Here is a 16,111-nt window from a genome sequence, read left to right on the forward strand (position 1 = left end):
GCTCTCTATTGTTCAGGGTGCGACCGCCGCAACGCGGCGGACAAGATCGACAAGGCGGTGCGCGACGTCGCTTTCGATCCAATCGCGCGTAAGGGTTTGCGAAGGACCGCCGCAGTTGAAGGCAATGATGGGTGAGCCGTCCGTCGGCACGAAGGGCACTGCTACTGCGTTCACATCACGCTTCCACTCCGTGAAGGACGTGCAATAACCGTACTGTTGGTAGTCTTCGATAGCTGCTTCGATTCCGGGCTGCACATTCGGCCAGTTGTCACCCTCATGTTCCTCCACAAGGGCCAGAATTCTGGCCTGCTCATCCGGGCCGTGTGCCGCTATGCAGGCGCGACCAACCGCGGTAGTGGCCAGTTTAATATGGGCACCAACCTCAATCGCCAGCGTGACGGCGTTGGTGCCCTTGCACCGCTCTAGATAGACCATCGATAGTCGGTCACGACTGGCCATGGCCGCCGGCATACCTGTGTAATCGGCTAATTCCTGCATAAAGGGCTTTGCGAGTTGCCGCAGCGGAATCCCTGCAAGGCAGGAGAAACCCAGCGAAAGCACTGGAGGGGCCAGTCGATAGCGTGCTGTATCCGGATCGTAGCTGAGGTATTCCAGCTTGTTCAGTGTATAGGCCAGCCTTGAGACCGTCGATCTGCTCAGGCCAGTGCGCTCGGCCAACTCACCATTCCCCAGAGCTTCCCCTTCCCGCCGAAAGGCCCGCAACAGCTCCAAGCCGCGCGCCAACGCCGTGACAAAATCGCGGTCCTGTCTCTCGGCGTCCTTGGTGCGGTCTTTCCTTGGTCTCACGACATCCCTCCTCGGGAAGAATTATGCGTCTTGAAACACATCTAAACGATCGATAACGTCCGCGTCAATACTGTGGTAAACTTTTCCGCTATGCGGAAAACTAAAGTCGTCCATCTGGTCCCCTTCGTGCCGGATCCTGCGGATGACACAACTGAGCGAGGGCATAACGCCATGAAAGAAATGAATTATCCGACCATCCAGCACCTCATCGGACGGGACTGGATCGCTTCTCCCACGCCGGAGGATCGTGCAGTCATAAACCCTGCAAACGGGCAAACTATCGGACAGATTCCGCAGGCTAGCGCCGCAGATCTGGACCATGCGGTTCACTCGGCCGAATCAGCTTTTCGCCGATGGAAAAACAGCTCTCCCATGGAACGAAGTGCAATTTTGCGACGGTTTGCCGACCTGCTGCGCCAAAATGACAGACTGATCGCTGGCTGGATCACTCTCGATGAAGGCAAGCCGCTGGCTGAGGCCTTGGCTGAGGTCCGCGCCTCAGCTGACCACGTCGACTGGCACGCCGAGGAATGTCGGCGCATTTATGGGCGCATCATTCCATCGCGCAGCCCGGGGGTACAGCAGCTTGTCGTGCGCGAACCGATAGGCGTCTGCCTTGCCATCACGCCTTGGAATTTTCCGCTGAGCCAAGCGGTACGCAAGGTCGCGGCGGCGCTTGCGTCAGGTTGCACGATGATCTTGAAAGCCCCGGCAGAGGCTCCGGCGGGCTGCATGGCAATTGCGCGCTATCTGCTGGATGCAGGCTTGCCCGAAGGCTGTCTGAACCTTGTCTGGGGTAATGCGGCCTTCATTTCGGAAACTCTTATTGCGCGCCCCGAGGTGCGCAAGATCACCTTCACCGGTTCGGTCGAGGTGGGCAAGCATCTGGCAGAATTGGCTGGCCGCCACATGAAGCGGGCGACGATGGAACTCGGCGGTCACGCGCCCGTATTGGTGTTCGACGACGCCGATGCCACGGCCGCGGCGCGCGCCTTGGCGGGCAACAAGCTGCGCAATGCAGGCCAGGTGTGCATCGCCCCAACCCGGTTTTACGTACAACAAGGCATCTACGACCGATTTCTGTCCGAGCTAGTTTCAGCATTTGAGAGCGTAAAGGTGGGCGATGGTTTAACCGAGGGCACACAGATGGGGCCATTGTGTCATCGCGGACGCGTGAATGCGATGGAAAAGCTCGTCGAGGATGCCCGCGAAAACGGTGCACGGGTGTTGACGGGAGGCAAAAGGGTTGGGAATCATGGTAACTTCTATGCCCCGACAGTCGTCGATACGCCCAACGACGACATCGACTTGATGCGCGAAGAACCCTTCGGCCCGATTGCTGTCGTCTCGTCTTTTCGTGAAATAGAGGACGGACTGTCGCGGGCCAACGGGCTACCCTTCGGGCTGGCGTCCTATGTCTTTACCAATTCGTTGGAGCGTGCAGATAAAGCAGCTGCGGGTTTGCAGGCAGGTATGGTAAGCATCAACCAGTTCGGCCTGGCTCTGCCCGAGACTCCGTTTGGCGGCGTAAGAGACAGCGGCTATGGGACTGAAGGCGGGACAGAAACCTTCGAAGGCTATCTCAATACCAAATTTATCTCGCGCAATCGAGCGCCAGTGCTGTGAGGATGCCCATGCCTGTTGAATTAAGCTTCTCAAATGGCGCAGCAATTCTGACCATAGACAATTCGCCGCTTAACCTAATCAACGCGGAGGTTCGGGCTGGAATACAACAATGTATCTTCCAAGTCCTCGAAACTGGCGCTACCAGGCTGATTATCACCGGCGCAGGAACGACGTTCGTCGCGGGCGCGGATGCGAAGGAATTCGGACAGTTGCCTGTTGATCCACAACTAAATGACGTGCTGTTGCAACTTGCGCACCTTCCGATTCCGACTATCGCAGCCATCAACGGGGCTGCGCTTGGTGGGGGACTAGAGATTGCTCTGGCTTGCTGCTATCGCATCGCCTCAACTTCTACCAAACTGGGCCTGCCAGAGGTAAACTTGGGGATCGTGCCTGGCGCAGGGGGAACCCAAAGACTGCCGCGACTTATCGGTATTGAAGCTGCGCTTGACATGATCGTCACCGGGAAGGCTGTTTCCGCCGAGCAGGCACTGAAAATAGGACTGATCCAGCTGCTAGCCGATGACCCGCTTGGCGCGGCCATAGCTCTCGATGACGCTGTTCTAGAGGCGGCACAGGCACCCGACAATCTTCCTTCACCAATGCCAAACCACTTCGCAGCGGAAGTCGCCCGCGCGCAGGTAGCGCGGCGTATGCCTGGCCAGAATGCCCCGCATGTTGCGGTGGACCTGGTCGCGGCCAGCGCGATGACGCCGCTGCACGACGCACTGGCCAGCGAGCGCGCTGCGTTTTTGGACCTTCGTGCCTCGGATCAGGCGCGGGCCCTTAGGCACGTTTTCTTCACCGAGCGTACCGCAACCAACAAGGGGCGCACCTACCCCCGACCTTCCCGAGATGCTGAAACCGCCATCGTGGTCGGTGGTGGTAATATGGGAGCAGCTATTGCGTACACGCTAGCGACCGCAGGGATCTCGGTGACTGTCGTCGAACGCAGTGCCTCGTCCGCAGAGTGGGCCAGAGAAAACCTGCAAAAGCTGATTGATCAGGGTATCAGTCGCGGCATTCTGTCCCCCGATGCGGGAAAGGCGGTTGAGGACCGGCTGGTTACGGTCTCAGGCTATGACGCTCTGCCACCAACCGATCTAGCAATCGAGGCGGCCTTCGAGGATTTTGCGGTCAAGAGCGCGATCTTGACCGAACTCGAAGGTGCTCTGCCGCCCGAGACGATTATTGCCACAAACACATCCTATCTCGATGTAAATCGGCTTTCTGATGGGTTGAAGCACCCAGCACGCTTTGTAGGGATTCATTTCTTCAGTCCTGCGCATATTATGAAGCTTCTGGAAGTCGTCAGGAGCGACCGAACGTCAGACGATACATTAGGTGCAGCATTTGTGCTGGCGCGCAGGCTTGGTAAAATCCCGGTACTGTCTGGTGTTTGCGATGGCTTCATCGGAAACCGAATTTTGTCTAGCTACCGTCACGCCGCTAATCGCCTTCTGGTGAAGGGGGCTATTGTCGACGAGATCGACGCGGCTATGCGCGGATTCGGTATGGCGATGGGTCCATATGCTGCACAGGACATGTCGGGGCTGGACATCGCCTACGCGAATATCCGTCGCAAGGCCGCTGCAGAAGGGAACTGCTGTGGTCACATGCCCTTGGTCGAGCGGCTGGTCGAAAAGCACAAACGCCTAGGACGCAAATCGGGCGCCGGATGGTACGACTATGGGCCGGACGGCAAACCCTCACCTTCGGAGCTGGTCGCTAGCGAAATACTCCGTGTCTCAGAAGAAATGAACTTCACTCGCCGGGAGTTCTCAGCTGACGAAATCGTAGAAAGGCTCTTGCTCGCAATGGTGGCGGAAGCCTGCGATATCCTTGACGAAGGCGTCGCAGAAAAACCGCAAGACATCGACCTAGTAATGATTCACGGCTACGGATTTCCCCGCTGGCGGGGAGGCCTGATGCACCACGCCAAAAATATCGGCAAGGATCGGTTGGCCGCGCTGTTTAGCGCGCTTGTCAAAGAGGACCCTTGCGACTGGAGGGTGCCTCGTTATTTAGAAAGGGTTTTCGCGACCTGACGGTCAAAGTCCCGCGCCATAAGGCGCTGCCCCAGCAACTTAACACAGTGCATCTTCGTCTCGACGCGGCTTAGGCGGTGATGGTCTTCCAAGACTTTGCGTTCTTACCTGGTGGGATAACGGCGTGGACGCCACGGTCCGCAATCGCGTCCTGGCATTTTCGTGTGTCATACGCACCGTCAGCCGTGACACTGCTGGTCTGCCGGGATCTGTTCAAGAAGGTTGGGTAACACTGGAGCGTCACCGATGTGGCTCCCGGTGATCTGAACAGCGCGCACTTCCAACGTTTGCTCGTCGATCCCGAGGTGGATCTTGCGCCAGACCCGTCGCTTGGGGCCGCCATGCTTGCGGGCATGCCACTCACCTTCAAGCTTGATCCCCGTGCTGTCCACCAACAAGTGCAACGGCCCTTTGGAGCCGCGATACGGGATGTTCACGGCCAGGGTCTTCTGGCGCCGGGACAGGGTGCTGAAGTCGAGCACCGTCCAGTCGAGACCGATCAGCCGCAACAGGCTCTCGACGAACCCGGTCGCCTGTCGCAAGGCCATGCCGAACAGGACCTTCATCGAAAGACAGGTCTGGGTCGCGGCGTCGCTGTAACTCTTCTGCCTGTCGGCACGGCCTCCCAGCTCATCTCGGGGTCAAACCAGATCGTCAGCGAGCCACGGCGCTTGAGCGCTTCGTTATAAGCGGGCCAGTTCATGGTCTTGTATGTCGGGGTTGTCGGTCTGCTCATGCACCTCAGCTACCACGCTGGATTCATAAGATGAGTCCGACACGGGATTTGTGCATGCATGCCCCCATTGGTGCAAGTGATTTTTTGAACGGCGCGAGCGTGTGATCGGGTGCGGTCATGTATCAGGCCTCTGTGTGCGGCGCTGATGTAACCGCGGGCCGGTATGGCGATGCGCGGACCAGAGGCATATCAACAAACCGAGCTCGGTGGCTCCTGCACAAATGCTGCTTTCTCTGACCCGGATCTGATCGATCCTTTGCCCTTACTTTTCAGTGACCTCCTCACACTCCCAACTTACCGGGACGTCGTGGCATGCCGTCTTCGCTATGCCATCGCCGCCACCGGATTCCGGTAATCCTCTTGTTTCATTATGATGGCCCAGAGGCCACGCGCCATCTTGTTGGCCAGCGCAATCGCGGCGACCCATGCGCGGCTTGCGGGTTAGTAGGCGTTTCAGCCAGCCATTATTCGGTGTGTCAAACCGCTCGACAGCCTGGAGGACAGCCATAGCGCCAGAGACCAAGAGTGTCCGGAGTCGCGCTGTCGCATCTTCGAGGTCTTCCCGAGCCGGGCTTTGCCGCCCGTCGAGTGCTGCTTCGGCACAAGCCCAAGCCAGGCGGCAAAATCGCACCCGCGCCGGAAGGTGGCCAGGTCACGGGCAAATGTCTCGATCGCAAGCGCCGTGACAGGAACCACGCCCGGCATGGTTTGTGTTCGGCGCACCAAGTCGGCTTTCTTGGCGGCACATCGCATCTTCGCGTCAAGCTCTGCAACACGCGTATTCAGCCCCTCAATCTGCCCCAGATACATCCGGCCGAGGTCACGAACCTCAGCATGCAGCGCGGTGTCATCACCTGCGATTGCGTCCGCGAGTCGCTTGAGATGGGCAGGCCCGCGGGCCGCGACCAATCCGTGTTCGGCGAGGTGGCCGCGTAAAGCGTTGATCATCTGGGGGCGCTGGCCGACAAACATCTGCCGCGTGCGAAACAGCATGGCACGGGCCTGCTGATCTTCCGTCTTCACTGCGAAAAAGCGCATGGTTGGACGCAATGCAGCCTCCAAGATGGCCTCTGCATCGGTCGCATCATTCTTCTGGCGTTTGACGAACGGCTTCACATAGACCGGCGGTATCAACCGCACGTCGCACCCCAGCTTCTCAAATTCGCGGCCCCAGCCATACGCCGTGGCCACGCCTCCATGGCGATCATGCATTTGGGTTGCTGTGCCACGAACGCGAGAAACTGGCCTCGTGAAAGCTTTTTGCGAAACGCGACTGACCCATCATTGTACGCACCATGCAACTGGATAACGCGCTTTGCCAAGTCGACACCGATAATTTTAATTTCGGACATAGATGCTCCTTCCTTCTGTGATGGCTTTTAACGCTCATCATAGTGGCACATTGCGATGCCGTCGGGAGGGGGTATCCACGCCATCAACAGAGCCTAGTAACGGGCATATCTGCCTCACGACAGGCTGAGCACGATCATACTATTTCCAAAGCAGGATTGTTCAATACATGGCGCATTTTTCGCCCTTACTCTGAGATAATTGGCGTATGCCGTTGACCGTTTGACGTCTTCGAGATTGGCGACGTCAGTTGGTGGCTTTGCCAAATGTTATGCTTGGGAGGATAAACATGGAAATCAGTAGAGAAGCCGATACGCTGCGGGCGCTTTATCAGAATTGGACCGATCAGATGGTCGAGAACCCAGACCTGACGATCGCGAACCTGCGCAGCATGTTCGATGAATGGGGGCAGCCCGCACTAGAGCCGGAAAACGTTAGCTACAAAAGCGATCATGTCGGAGGAGTTGAGGCTATCTGGGCCCTACCAGCCGGGGCAGATACCTCGCGTGTAATTGTTTACACTCATGGTGGCGGCTTTGCCGTCGGCTCAGCCGATAGTCATCGAAAAATGGCAGGGCACCTCGCTAAGGTGCTTGGGGTTACGTCGGTGATCCTGCACTATCGGCGCGCACCCGAGCACCCATTTCCGGCGCAGATCGAAGATGCAGTAGCCGCATACAAAGCGCTGCTGGATAAGGGTTTCAAGGCAAGAAATATTCTGACGGCTGGCGACAGTGCTGGCGGCAATCTTGCCATCGCCAGCGTGCTGAAGTTACGCGAACTTGGGTTGCCACTGCCCGGAGCGGTCATCGCCTATTCGCCCTGGCTCGACATGGCGATGCGCGGGGAAACACTGGAAACCAACGCGGAAACCGATGCGCTAGTCGGCAAACCGATCCTCGAAGCGATGGCGGGGATGTTCCTCGGTGAAGGCACGGATCCGCTTAATCCGTTGGCCAACCCGCTGGAGAACGATTTCACCGGTTACCCGCCGCTCTATATCAATGCCGGAGGGGCCGAGACGCTTAAGAGCGATGCCGAACGGTTGCACGAAAAGGCCAAGGCACAGGGCGTAAACGTGACCCTGTCTATCGTCGAAGGCATGCAGCATGTCTTTCCCGCGCTTTCGGGACGCGCGCCCGAGGCAAACGAGGAACTTGGTCGCATCGCCGCATGGTATCGGGCCCTCTGAGACCTGTACTCGCACTGCATTGCGGTGCGGTGCGAGACAAACCCCTACGAAACATTCATCTAGCATCTCACCCGCAATCTGCGGGGCGGAGCGGTCTTACTCTGGGAGGAGTGATATGAACATTCAGACTGAGAATACTAAAACGGTCGGAGCGGATTTTGACGCAGTCGTCATTGGCGCGGGCTTCGGCGGGCTTTACGCTGTCCACAAACTTCGCAACGAGCAGGGACTGAACGTCCGGGGCTATGACAGCGCCAGTGACGTTGGCGGCACCTGGTGGTGGAACCGATATCCCGGTGCGCTGTCAGACACGGAAAGCTATGTCTATCGCTATTCTTTTGACAAAGAGTTGCTTCGAAAAGGCCGCTGGAAAACCCGGTATCTGACCCAGCCCGAGATCCTCGAATACATGAACGAGGTAGCGGATCATCTCGATCTTCGACGCAGCTACAAGTTCGACACCAAAGTGGATGGCGCGCACTATAATGAAAAAACCGGTCTCTGGAACGTGATCACTGATAGTGGTGAGACAGTTACCGCAAAATACCTTGTCACTGGCCTCGGTCTCTTGTCCGCAACGAATGTTCCAAAATTCAAGGGCATCGATGATTTCAAAGGCCGTATCTTACACACAGGTGCCTGGCCCGAGGGAGTGGACTTGAGCAACAAACGCGTGGGCATTATCGGCACCGGCTCGACGGGTGTTCAGGTTATCACTGCAACGGCACCAATTGCAAAACACCTGACTGTTTTTCAGCGCTCTGCACAATATGTCGTGCCGATTGGGAACACCCCGCAAGACGATGCTACCATCGCCGAGCAAAAGGCGAACTACGATAATATCTGGAATCAAGTGAAGAATTCTGTTGTGGCCTTCGGCTTCGAAGAAAGCGCCGAACCCGCCGAAACCGCCTCGCCCGAGGAACGGGAGCGGGTCTTCGAAGCCGCCTGGCAGCGCGGCGGTGGTTTCTATTTCATGTTTGGCACCTTTTGCGATATTGCGACCAGCCAAGTGGCCAATGATGCGGCCGCTGACTTCATCAAGGGCAAGATCAAGCAAATCGTGAAGGACCCCAAGGTCGCAGAGAAACTGACGCCGAAGGACCTTTACGCCAAGCGCCCGCTTTGCGGAAACAACTATTACGAGGTCTACAACCGAGACAACGTGACCCTCGCCGACGTGAAGGCCGATCCGATCGCAGAGTTCACTCCGAACGGCATTCGTCTCGAAAGCGGCGAGGAGCATGAGCTTGACATCGTAATCTTTGCCACTGGTTTCGATGCGGTCGACGGCAATTACGTCAAAATGGACCTCCGCGGACGCGGAGGCGTGACCATGCGCGACACTTGGAAGGAAGGCCCACTCGGTTACCTCGGCATGATGGAGGTAGACTTCCCTAACTTCTTCATGATCCTTGGCCCTAATGGCCCCTTCACTAACCTGCCCCCCAGCATTGAGACGCAAGTTGAATGGATCGCTGACACGATTTGCGCAATGGAAGAAGAGGGGGTTCAAAGTGTGGAGCCAACCGTGGAGGCGCGCGACGCTTGGGTTGGCACCTGCCGTGAAATCGCCGACATGACACTCTTCCCCAAAGCTGAAAGCTGGATCTTCGGCGCAAATATCCCCGGAAAGAAGAATGCGGTGATGTTCTACATGGCCGGGATTGGCAATTATCGCAATGCCATTAGTGCGGTTAAGGAGGAAGGTTATACATCCCTGATCCGCGACCGCACTGCCGAGAAGGTGTAAAGAATTCCGTCGGGCATTAAGAAAACCCGGCGGAAACAATTAAATTTGTTCATGAACACTCAGGAGAGAACTATGGGACGGGTATCCGGAAAAGTCGCACTGGTAACAGGTGGCGCCATGGGCATGGGAAAAGCCCATTGTGAAACGCTGGCACGTGAAGGCGCGCATGTATTTGTAACCGACCGTGATACGGAAGCGGGTGAAAGCGTAGTAAAAGGTATCATTGGAGCCGGAGGGAAGGCGGAATTCATTCAGCATGACGTGACGCTTGAAGAAGATTGGAAGAATGTCATCTCCACGGTGCAATCAAGTGCTGGTCGACTTGATGTGCTAGTGAACAACGCTGGCATTCTCATTCTGAAGCCGCTCCACGAAACCTCGCCTGACGAATTTGACATGACGATCAACGTCAATGTACGCGGTGTTTATCTCGGTATCCGAGCCGCGGTTCCATTGATGAAAGAGACCGAAAAAGCATCAATTATCAATATTTCTTCAATCTATGGGATTGTTGGTGCCGCTTCGGCGGGAGCCTACATTGGATCCAAAGGCGCCGTACGGATGTTGACCAAATCCTGCGCAGTCGACCTGGCCGAAAGTGGCATACGTGTCAATTCGATCCATCCCGGTGTCATCGATACTCCCATGACAAAAGATCTGCTACACGCCGACGAAGAGACCCGGCAGGCAATTCTGGGGGCCACGCTGCTCAAGCGGCCAAGCAAACCTGAAGAGGTTTCGAATGCGGTCCTGTTCCTCGCATCGGATGAGTCATCGTTCGTTCACGGAGCAGAGATTGTAGTAGATGGCGGTTATACTGCGAATTGACAGAGACACATCCCAAGTAACGGCCTGGAACCCGGGCCGTTACTGCCATTGCAAATTTCCAAGACGATAAACGCCAATGAAAATAATTGCACCTATAAAACACCTAATTGATTACAACGTGAAGGTTCGCGTTAAGGCGGACGGTAGCGGAGTTGGTCTCGCGAATGTGAAGATGTCGATGAACCCGTTCGACGAGATTGCGGTTGAAGAGGCGATCCGTCTGAAGGAAGCGGGCAAGGCGGACGAGCTTGTCGTCGTGTCGATCGGCGTGAAACAGGCGCAGGAAACGCTGCGCACGGCGCTGGCGATGGGCGCGGACCGGGCGATCCTCGTCGTGGCCGCCGACGACGTGCACCAAGATATCGAGCCGCTGGCGGTGGCCAAGATCCTAAAGGCCGTGATCGACGCCGAGGCGCCGGGCCTGGTGATCGCGGGCAAACAGGCGATCGACAACGACATGAACGCGACCGGCCAGATGCTGGCGGCGCTGCTGGGCTGGGGTCAGGCGACCTATGCCTCTGAGGTTGCGATCGAGGGCGAGCATGCCGTCGTGACCCGCGAAGTGGACGGCGGTCTGCAGACCATCAAGGTGAAGCTGCCGGCGATCGTCACCGCCGACCTGCGCCTGAACGAGCCGCGCTACGCCTCGCTGCCCAACATCATGAAAGCCAAGAAGAAACCGCTGGACGAAAAGACCGCCGCCGATTTCGGCGTCGATGTCACGCCGCGCCTGACCGTCGTCAAGACGGCAGAGCCCGCCGCGCGTTCGGCCGGGGAAATGGTTGGCTCGGTCGACGAGCTGGTGTCGAAGCTGAAAGAAAAGGGGATCGTGTAATGGCTGTTCTTCTCCTTGCAGAAATCGCCGGTGGTGCACTGGCGCTGGACGCCACCGCCAAGGCGGTGACCGCTGCCAAATCGCTGGGCGATGTGACCGTTCTGGTTGCGGGCCCCGCTGCCGCAGGCGAGGCCGCGTCGAAGATCGACGGCGTGGCAAAGGTTCTGGTGGCGGATGACGCCGCCTATGCCAACGGCCTGGCCGAGCCGGTCGCCGATCTGGTGGTCAGCCTGGCAGGCAATTATGAACATATCGTTGCTCCGTCCACGGCGAGCGCGAAAAACATCCTGCCGCGCGTCGCGGCGCTGCTGGACGTGATGGTTTTGTCGGACGTCACCGCCATCGTGGACGGGTCCACGTTCGAACGCCCGATCTACGCGGGCAACGCGATTCAGACGGTAAAGTCCAACGATTCCAAGAAGGTACTGACCGTCCGCACCACCGCCTTCGACGCGGCTGGCCAGGGTGGTTCGGCCGCCGTCGAGGCCATCGCAGCGGCCGGCAACGCGGGCCTGAGCGCCTGGGTCGAGGACAAGGTCGCGGCGTCGGATCGTCCGGAACTGACCTCGGCCAAGATCGTGGTCTCGGGCGGTCGCGGCGTCGGTTCCGAGGAGAACTTCGCGATCATCGAGGGCCTGGCCGACAAGCTGGGCGCGGCGGTCGGCGCCTCGCGCGCGGCGGTGGATAGCGGGTTCGCACCGAACGACTGGCAGGTCGGCCAGACCGGCAAGGTCGTGGCGCCCGAGCTGTACATCGCGGTCGGGATTTCCGGGGCAATTCAACACCTTGCAGGCATGAAGGACAGCAAGGTCATCGTCGCCATCAACAAGGATGAAGAGGCCCAGATCTTCCAGGTCGCCGACTACGGCCTGGTCGCAGACCTGCTCGACGCCGTCCCGGATATGACAAAGGCACTCTAAGAATGACAAACGTCTACATCTGCGATTACATCCGCACACCAATTGGTCGCTATGGCGGCGCGCTTTCTTCTGTGCGAGCCGACGATCTTGGTGCAATCCCACTCAGGGCCCTGGCCAGCCGAAACCCGAAGCTAGATCTAGCGGCCATTGACGAAGTGATTTTCGGCTGCGCCAACCAGGCGGGCGAGGACAACCGCAACGTCGCACGCATGTCGCTGCTACTCGCGGGATTTCCGGATTGTGTCCCTGGCACGACGATGAACCGGTTGTGCGGATCGGGTATGGACGCCGTAATCACAGCCGCCCGCGCGATCAAAGCTGGAGAAGCCGATCTCATTGTTGCTGGCGGTGTGGAAAGCATGTCTCGTGCTCCGTTTGTGATGCCAAAAGCTACAACTGCATTCTCGCGCGAAAATTCTGCTGAAGACACCACCATCGGCTGGCGCTTCGTCAATAAACAGATGAAGAGTCAATACGGCGTCGACAGCATGCCTGAAACGGCCGAAAACGTAGCGGAAGACTTCAGCATCAACCGCGCCGACCAAGATGCCTTCGCCATGCGTTCGCAGCGAAAGGCGAGAGATGCCATGGCGAACGGTCGTTTGGCCCGTGAAATTGTCCCGGTAGAGATTCCTCAGCGAAAGGGGGAGCCAAAGATCGTCGTACAGGATGAACACCCTCGCGCGGGTACGACTTTGGAAGCGCTCGCCCAACTGAAAACTTTCGTAAAAGCGGACGGCACTGTAACCGCTGGGAATTCTTCGGGCGTGAACGATGGTGCCGCAGCATTGATCCTTGCCACCAGCGACGTCGCAAAAAAATTTGGCCTCACACCGATCGCAAGGGTCTTGGGCGGCGCAACCGCGGGCGTCGCACCGCGCATCATGGGTTTCGGGCCGGCACCGGCGTCGGAAAAGCTGATGGCGCGACTTGGACTGAAACAAGAAGACTTCTCGGTAATCGAACTTAACGAAGCCTTTGCTTCGCAGGGTCTGGCCACACTACGGCACCTGGGGATCGCGGATGATGACGCCCGCGTGAACCCGAACGGCGGCGCTATTGCTCTCGGCCATCCGCTTGGCATGTCAGGTGCCCGCATCACTGGTTCAGCGATGCTGGACCTCAAACCTGGAGAAAAGTCGTTATCGACCATGTGTATTGGCGTGGGACAGGGGATTGCAATCGCGCTCGAAGCTGTCTGAGGTGCCGCGACAACCACAAAACTAACATAAGTTCTCTTATGCGATTTTTGGCTGACCTCAAATTTCGCTGTAGAATTCGTCCTCTTGAACCTCCCTGTGGACGACCAACTGGCGGCACCGGTATTGCCGGTGCCGCCCTTTTCAGAAAGAACGATTGAACGGCCCAAAATGTTTGCGAGACGGATAATCCCGTGACCTGCGTTTCGGCAGGCATCCCATTTCGGCGATCTCGCGCCGCTCAAACATTTCTTCTCTGCGCCTCCGAATGTAACATATATCGCGTGGCGATATTTCGCGCATCGTGCCCGTTTCGCGGGCATGAACTTGCGGGACCGTGTAGCACTGAACATCCAGGAATTGAGACGCGCCCGCGGCCTCAGCCAGGAGGAGCTTGCTCATCGGGCCGAAGTGAGCCGCGGCCATATGGGCAAGGTCGAGAACGCCAAGTTCGCGGCTTCCCTCGACCTTCTCGAACGCATCGCCAAGGCGCTCAATGTCGACCCCGAAGAACTCTTCGCGAAGCGCAAGTCCGTTTCCTGAGGCTTTGATCCCGTCCCCCAACGCGAGAGACATAACGGCAAAAACGGTACGAGTGGCGCGGATACATGGCGAAGAGAAAGACAGGCTGGCCTTTCCAGGAAGGGTTTCTGAACGACGGGACGCAGAAGATTCACCTGTTCACCGATTACCGTTGGAATGATGGCTCGGTGAGCCGTCGTTGGCATGTCGATCCGGAACGCTTTGATGCCAGTCTTGCCATCGTGCGCCCGTTTTCCCTGACGCCCAGTGACAGCTCAGATCAGTAGGAAAACCACTCCGAATGGCCCAAGTTGCCCTCATAGTCGCCGTATTCGACCATGATGCTGCGGGAGTAGAAGTGCCAAAGGCCGCCACCGCTTGGGTAGGCAATCTCCTGCCCGCTTTCTGAGGTGAATGTCGCGGGCCAGGGCGTGTGGGATCCGTAGACCCGTTGGATATACCGACAGGTCCGGTTCTCGCGATCGCAAGAGCGGATCGACCAATCCCACTGACGCGGCTCGTCGCGCGGCTCGTAGGAGCGTCCGGTGAACCAGATTACGTGAGTGCGGTTCAGCCATTCGTATTCCGGCAGGTTGGTGTCGAGCTCACCCTCCCCACCTGGCCCACCAAGCTCGACCGGGACATGGGCAAAGGTGCAGACCCCGAAGGGCGGCAGGCTCGGCCAGGGCGTGATCCGACGAATCATGGTGCGATAGGCCCGCGCGCAGACCGCGCTCGGGGGGAAACCTCCCGCCATACAGAGCATGATGGCGCAGTCGATATCATAGGCCTGCGCTTTCTCAGGGGCACCAAGAGCACCAAACACCCCGATTATCGCCGCCATCATCTGACGTTTCATGCCACTCTCCCGCAAAAGTTGCGGCAACTATCGTGCAATTTGTATTTTTCTGCAATATGTCGTATTGACTCTATATGACTTTATGGCCTTAGTGTCGTGAAGTAGAAGGGCTCTCAACGGGAGAGTCCAAACATGCCGATAGCGCGCAACCAGATCCTGATCACCATCGATGGTGTCAAAGACCTCCAGGAGGAGGGCATCGCGTACCGCTGCCGGTATGAACTCGTGGGGTTCACGGACGATGGCAAGCCGCGCTACCAGTGCATCTACCTGCGCGAGGGCGAACCGGAAGCCATTCTGGTCTCGACCCGGATCACCCCACACGGGCCTGAGCCGCGGTATTTCAACATATGGCCGGGGCTCTTCAAACATCATCTCGAGTTCGGTGACGGGCGCGATCTGCGCTTTGGTCCTGACTACAGTATTACCCTCGAGGAGCGCGGCTGACGTCATCGCCTTCGGCCGCGACGGCACAGCCCGGACCTCCGGCTGGACCTTCCATGGCCAGCGCCCTGCTTGGGCTGGGTTGGACGAACCGGCTGAGGCCGAGATCGTACTTGCGTCACTAGAAGCCGCGCCGCCTTCCGGTCGCCACGATATCCTCTCCCTGATCCAAGCTACGGCAGTCCGACATGAAGGTAACCGTGCTCTACGCCAGGTTGGCCTTGAGGCGGGTGACTGGCAGGTCCTGTTCCGCGCCCTGGTCGAGGCAGAGAGCGGCTACAACCCGGCCGCCATGAGCCCGAAAGGTGCCTATGGATTGGGGCAACTGATGCCCGACACGGCGCGCGCACTCGGGGTCGATCCGCGCAATCCGTCCCAGAACCTCGATGGCGCGGCGCGCTATTTGCTCGCTCAGCTTGCCACCTTCAAGGACATCGACCTGGCGCTGGCAGCCTATAATGCCGGGCCGCACAGGGTGGTCGAGTATTCCGGCATCCCGCCTTTCACCGAGACCCGCGACTACATCGCGCGCATCCACCGGATCCGGTCCCGGCTGGCAGGCCCTCCCGCTTCAGCTCCGGACATCCGCATCGCAGACCGGATGCCCGCCCGCGCGCCGGTCCTCATCGAACTTCAGTAAAACAAGGGAATCTCGCATGCTTCGACATCGCCTCAGCCGCCTCTTGCCCGCCGCCACAACCCTGGCGGCTTTCGCAACGCCCGCTCTCGCGCAAGACTTGTCGCCGATCCAGACCATGCTGGAAACCGTCGAGGCCGCACTGACTGGTCCGATCGGTATCGCGGTCGCCACGCTCGCCGTGATCGGCACCGGCTTCATGTGTATGATGGGACGGCTGAACTGGGGCTGGTTCGCCTCGGTCATCATCGGGATCGTGCTGATCTTCTCGGCCGGCACCATCGTCGACGGCTTCTCGTGACATTCCGGCAAAATAGCGTCCTACGAGCGCCCCGAACGCGTTGTGCTTCGCAAA

15 protein-coding genes and 2 pseudogenes are annotated in these 16,111 nt (G+C 58.3%); 13 read left to right on the top strand and 4 right to left on the bottom strand.

The annotated features are described in order from the left end of the window. Window positions 1-12: 12 nt before the first annotated feature. Window positions 13-807 (bottom strand): IclR family transcriptional regulator, encoded by a 795-nt coding sequence (locus tag O4H53_RS21000; protein WP_037930983.1) that lies wholly within the window; start codon window positions 805-807, stop codon window positions 13-15. A gap of 180 nt (window positions 808-987) precedes the next feature. Here O4H53_RS21000 and O4H53_RS21005 point away from each other — a divergent pair, with 180 nt between their 5' ends. Then, complete coding sequence (locus O4H53_RS21005; protein WP_073194559.1) at window positions 988-2,433, top strand: NAD-dependent succinate-semialdehyde dehydrogenase; 1,446 nt, start codon at window positions 988-990, stop codon at window positions 2,431-2,433. Window positions 2,434-2,441: 8 nt separating this feature from the next. After that, on the top strand, window positions 2,442-4,481 hold the full coding sequence (locus tag O4H53_RS21010) for an FAD-dependent oxidoreductase (protein WP_037930989.1): 2,040 nt from the start codon (window positions 2,442-2,444) through the stop codon (window positions 4,479-4,481). On the opposite strand, the pseudogene O4H53_RS21015 reads toward O4H53_RS21010, so the two are convergent. Then, window positions 4,469-5,217 (bottom strand): annotated as a pseudogene (locus tag O4H53_RS21015) (IS5 family transposase); the annotation flags it as partial. The gene O4H53_RS21010 and the pseudogene O4H53_RS21015 sit on opposite strands and share 13 nt — an antisense overlap. Window positions 5,218-5,541: 324 nt before the next feature. After that, window positions 5,542-6,569 (bottom strand): annotated as a pseudogene (locus tag O4H53_RS21020) (IS110 family transposase). 287 nt (window positions 6,570-6,856) lie between these two features. On the opposite strand from O4H53_RS21020, the gene O4H53_RS21025 reads away from it, so the two are divergent. The 8 genes from O4H53_RS21025 (at window position 6,857) to O4H53_RS21060 (ending at window position 14,103) form a co-directional block, all read left to right on the top strand. After that, on the top strand, window positions 6,857-7,759 hold the full coding sequence (locus O4H53_RS21025; protein ID WP_017468330.1) for an alpha/beta hydrolase: 903 nt from the start codon (window positions 6,857-6,859) through the stop codon (window positions 7,757-7,759). 115 nt (window positions 7,760-7,874) lie between these two features. Then, window positions 7,875-9,512 carry a flavin-containing monooxygenase gene (locus O4H53_RS21030; protein ID WP_009804217.1) on the top strand — a complete coding sequence of 546 codons (1,638 nt, stop codon included), beginning with the start codon at window positions 7,875-7,877 and terminating at the stop codon, window positions 9,510-9,512. Between the two features lie 72 nt (window positions 9,513-9,584). Next, window positions 9,585-10,340 carry an SDR family NAD(P)-dependent oxidoreductase gene (locus O4H53_RS21035; protein WP_009804216.1) on the top strand — a complete coding sequence of 252 codons (756 nt, stop codon included), beginning with the start codon at window positions 9,585-9,587 and terminating at the stop codon, window positions 10,338-10,340. A gap of 76 nt (window positions 10,341-10,416) precedes the next feature. Next, the gene (locus O4H53_RS21040; protein ID WP_009804215.1) at window positions 10,417-11,175 is read left to right on the top strand and encodes an electron transfer flavoprotein subunit beta/FixA family protein; all 759 of its coding nucleotides are present in this window, start codon (window positions 10,417-10,419) and stop codon (window positions 11,173-11,175) included. Further along, window positions 11,175-12,095: an electron transfer flavoprotein subunit alpha/FixB family protein gene (locus O4H53_RS21045; RefSeq protein WP_009804214.1), complete on the top strand. Its 921-nt coding sequence runs from the start codon at window positions 11,175-11,177 to the stop codon at window positions 12,093-12,095. The genes O4H53_RS21040 and O4H53_RS21045 overlap by 1 nt, the downstream gene beginning before the upstream one ends. Window positions 12,096-12,097: 2 nt before the next feature. After that, window positions 12,098-13,297 carry a 3-oxoadipyl-CoA thiolase gene (gene pcaF, locus O4H53_RS21050; RefSeq protein WP_009804213.1) on the top strand — a complete coding sequence of 400 codons (1,200 nt, stop codon included), beginning with the start codon at window positions 12,098-12,100 and terminating at the stop codon, window positions 13,295-13,297. Window positions 13,298-13,615: 318 nt separating this feature from the next. Further along, window positions 13,616-13,837: a helix-turn-helix domain-containing protein gene (locus O4H53_RS21055; RefSeq protein ID WP_037930992.1), complete on the top strand. Its 222-nt coding sequence runs from the start codon at window positions 13,616-13,618 to the stop codon at window positions 13,835-13,837. 65 nt (window positions 13,838-13,902) lie between these two features. After that, on the top strand, window positions 13,903-14,103 hold the full coding sequence (locus tag O4H53_RS21060; protein ID WP_009804208.1) for a hypothetical protein: 201 nt from the start codon (window positions 13,903-13,905) through the stop codon (window positions 14,101-14,103). Here O4H53_RS21060 and O4H53_RS21065 read toward each other — a convergent pair. After that, the gene (locus O4H53_RS21065; protein WP_114295283.1) at window positions 14,097-14,675 is read right to left on the bottom strand and encodes a hypothetical protein; all 579 of its coding nucleotides are present in this window, start codon (window positions 14,673-14,675) and stop codon (window positions 14,097-14,099) included. The genes O4H53_RS21060 and O4H53_RS21065 overlap by 7 nt on opposite strands. 132 nt (window positions 14,676-14,807) lie before the next feature. On the opposite strand from O4H53_RS21065, the gene O4H53_RS21070 reads away from it, so the two are divergent. The 3 genes from O4H53_RS21070 (at window position 14,808) to O4H53_RS21080 (ending at window position 16,057) form a co-directional block, all read left to right on the top strand. Further along, window positions 14,808-15,122, top strand: coding sequence for a hypothetical protein (locus O4H53_RS21070; RefSeq protein WP_037930998.1), 315 nt, complete (start codon window positions 14,808-14,810; stop codon window positions 15,120-15,122). A gap of 79 nt (window positions 15,123-15,201) precedes the next feature. After that, window positions 15,202-15,759: a lytic transglycosylase domain-containing protein gene (locus O4H53_RS21075; RefSeq protein WP_037931001.1), complete on the top strand. Its 558-nt coding sequence runs from the start codon at window positions 15,202-15,204 to the stop codon at window positions 15,757-15,759. Between the two features lie 16 nt (window positions 15,760-15,775). Then, entirely contained in the window at window positions 15,776-16,057 is a 282-nt protein-coding gene (locus O4H53_RS21080) for a TrbC/VirB2 family protein (protein WP_009574106.1), read from the top strand. The last annotated feature ends 54 nt before the right edge of the window (window positions 16,058-16,111 follow it).

Origin of the sequence: Sulfitobacter sp. G21635-S1, assembly GCF_027213915.1 — a bacterium.
Lineage (GTDB): Bacteria > Pseudomonadota > Alphaproteobacteria > Rhodobacterales > Rhodobacteraceae > Sulfitobacter.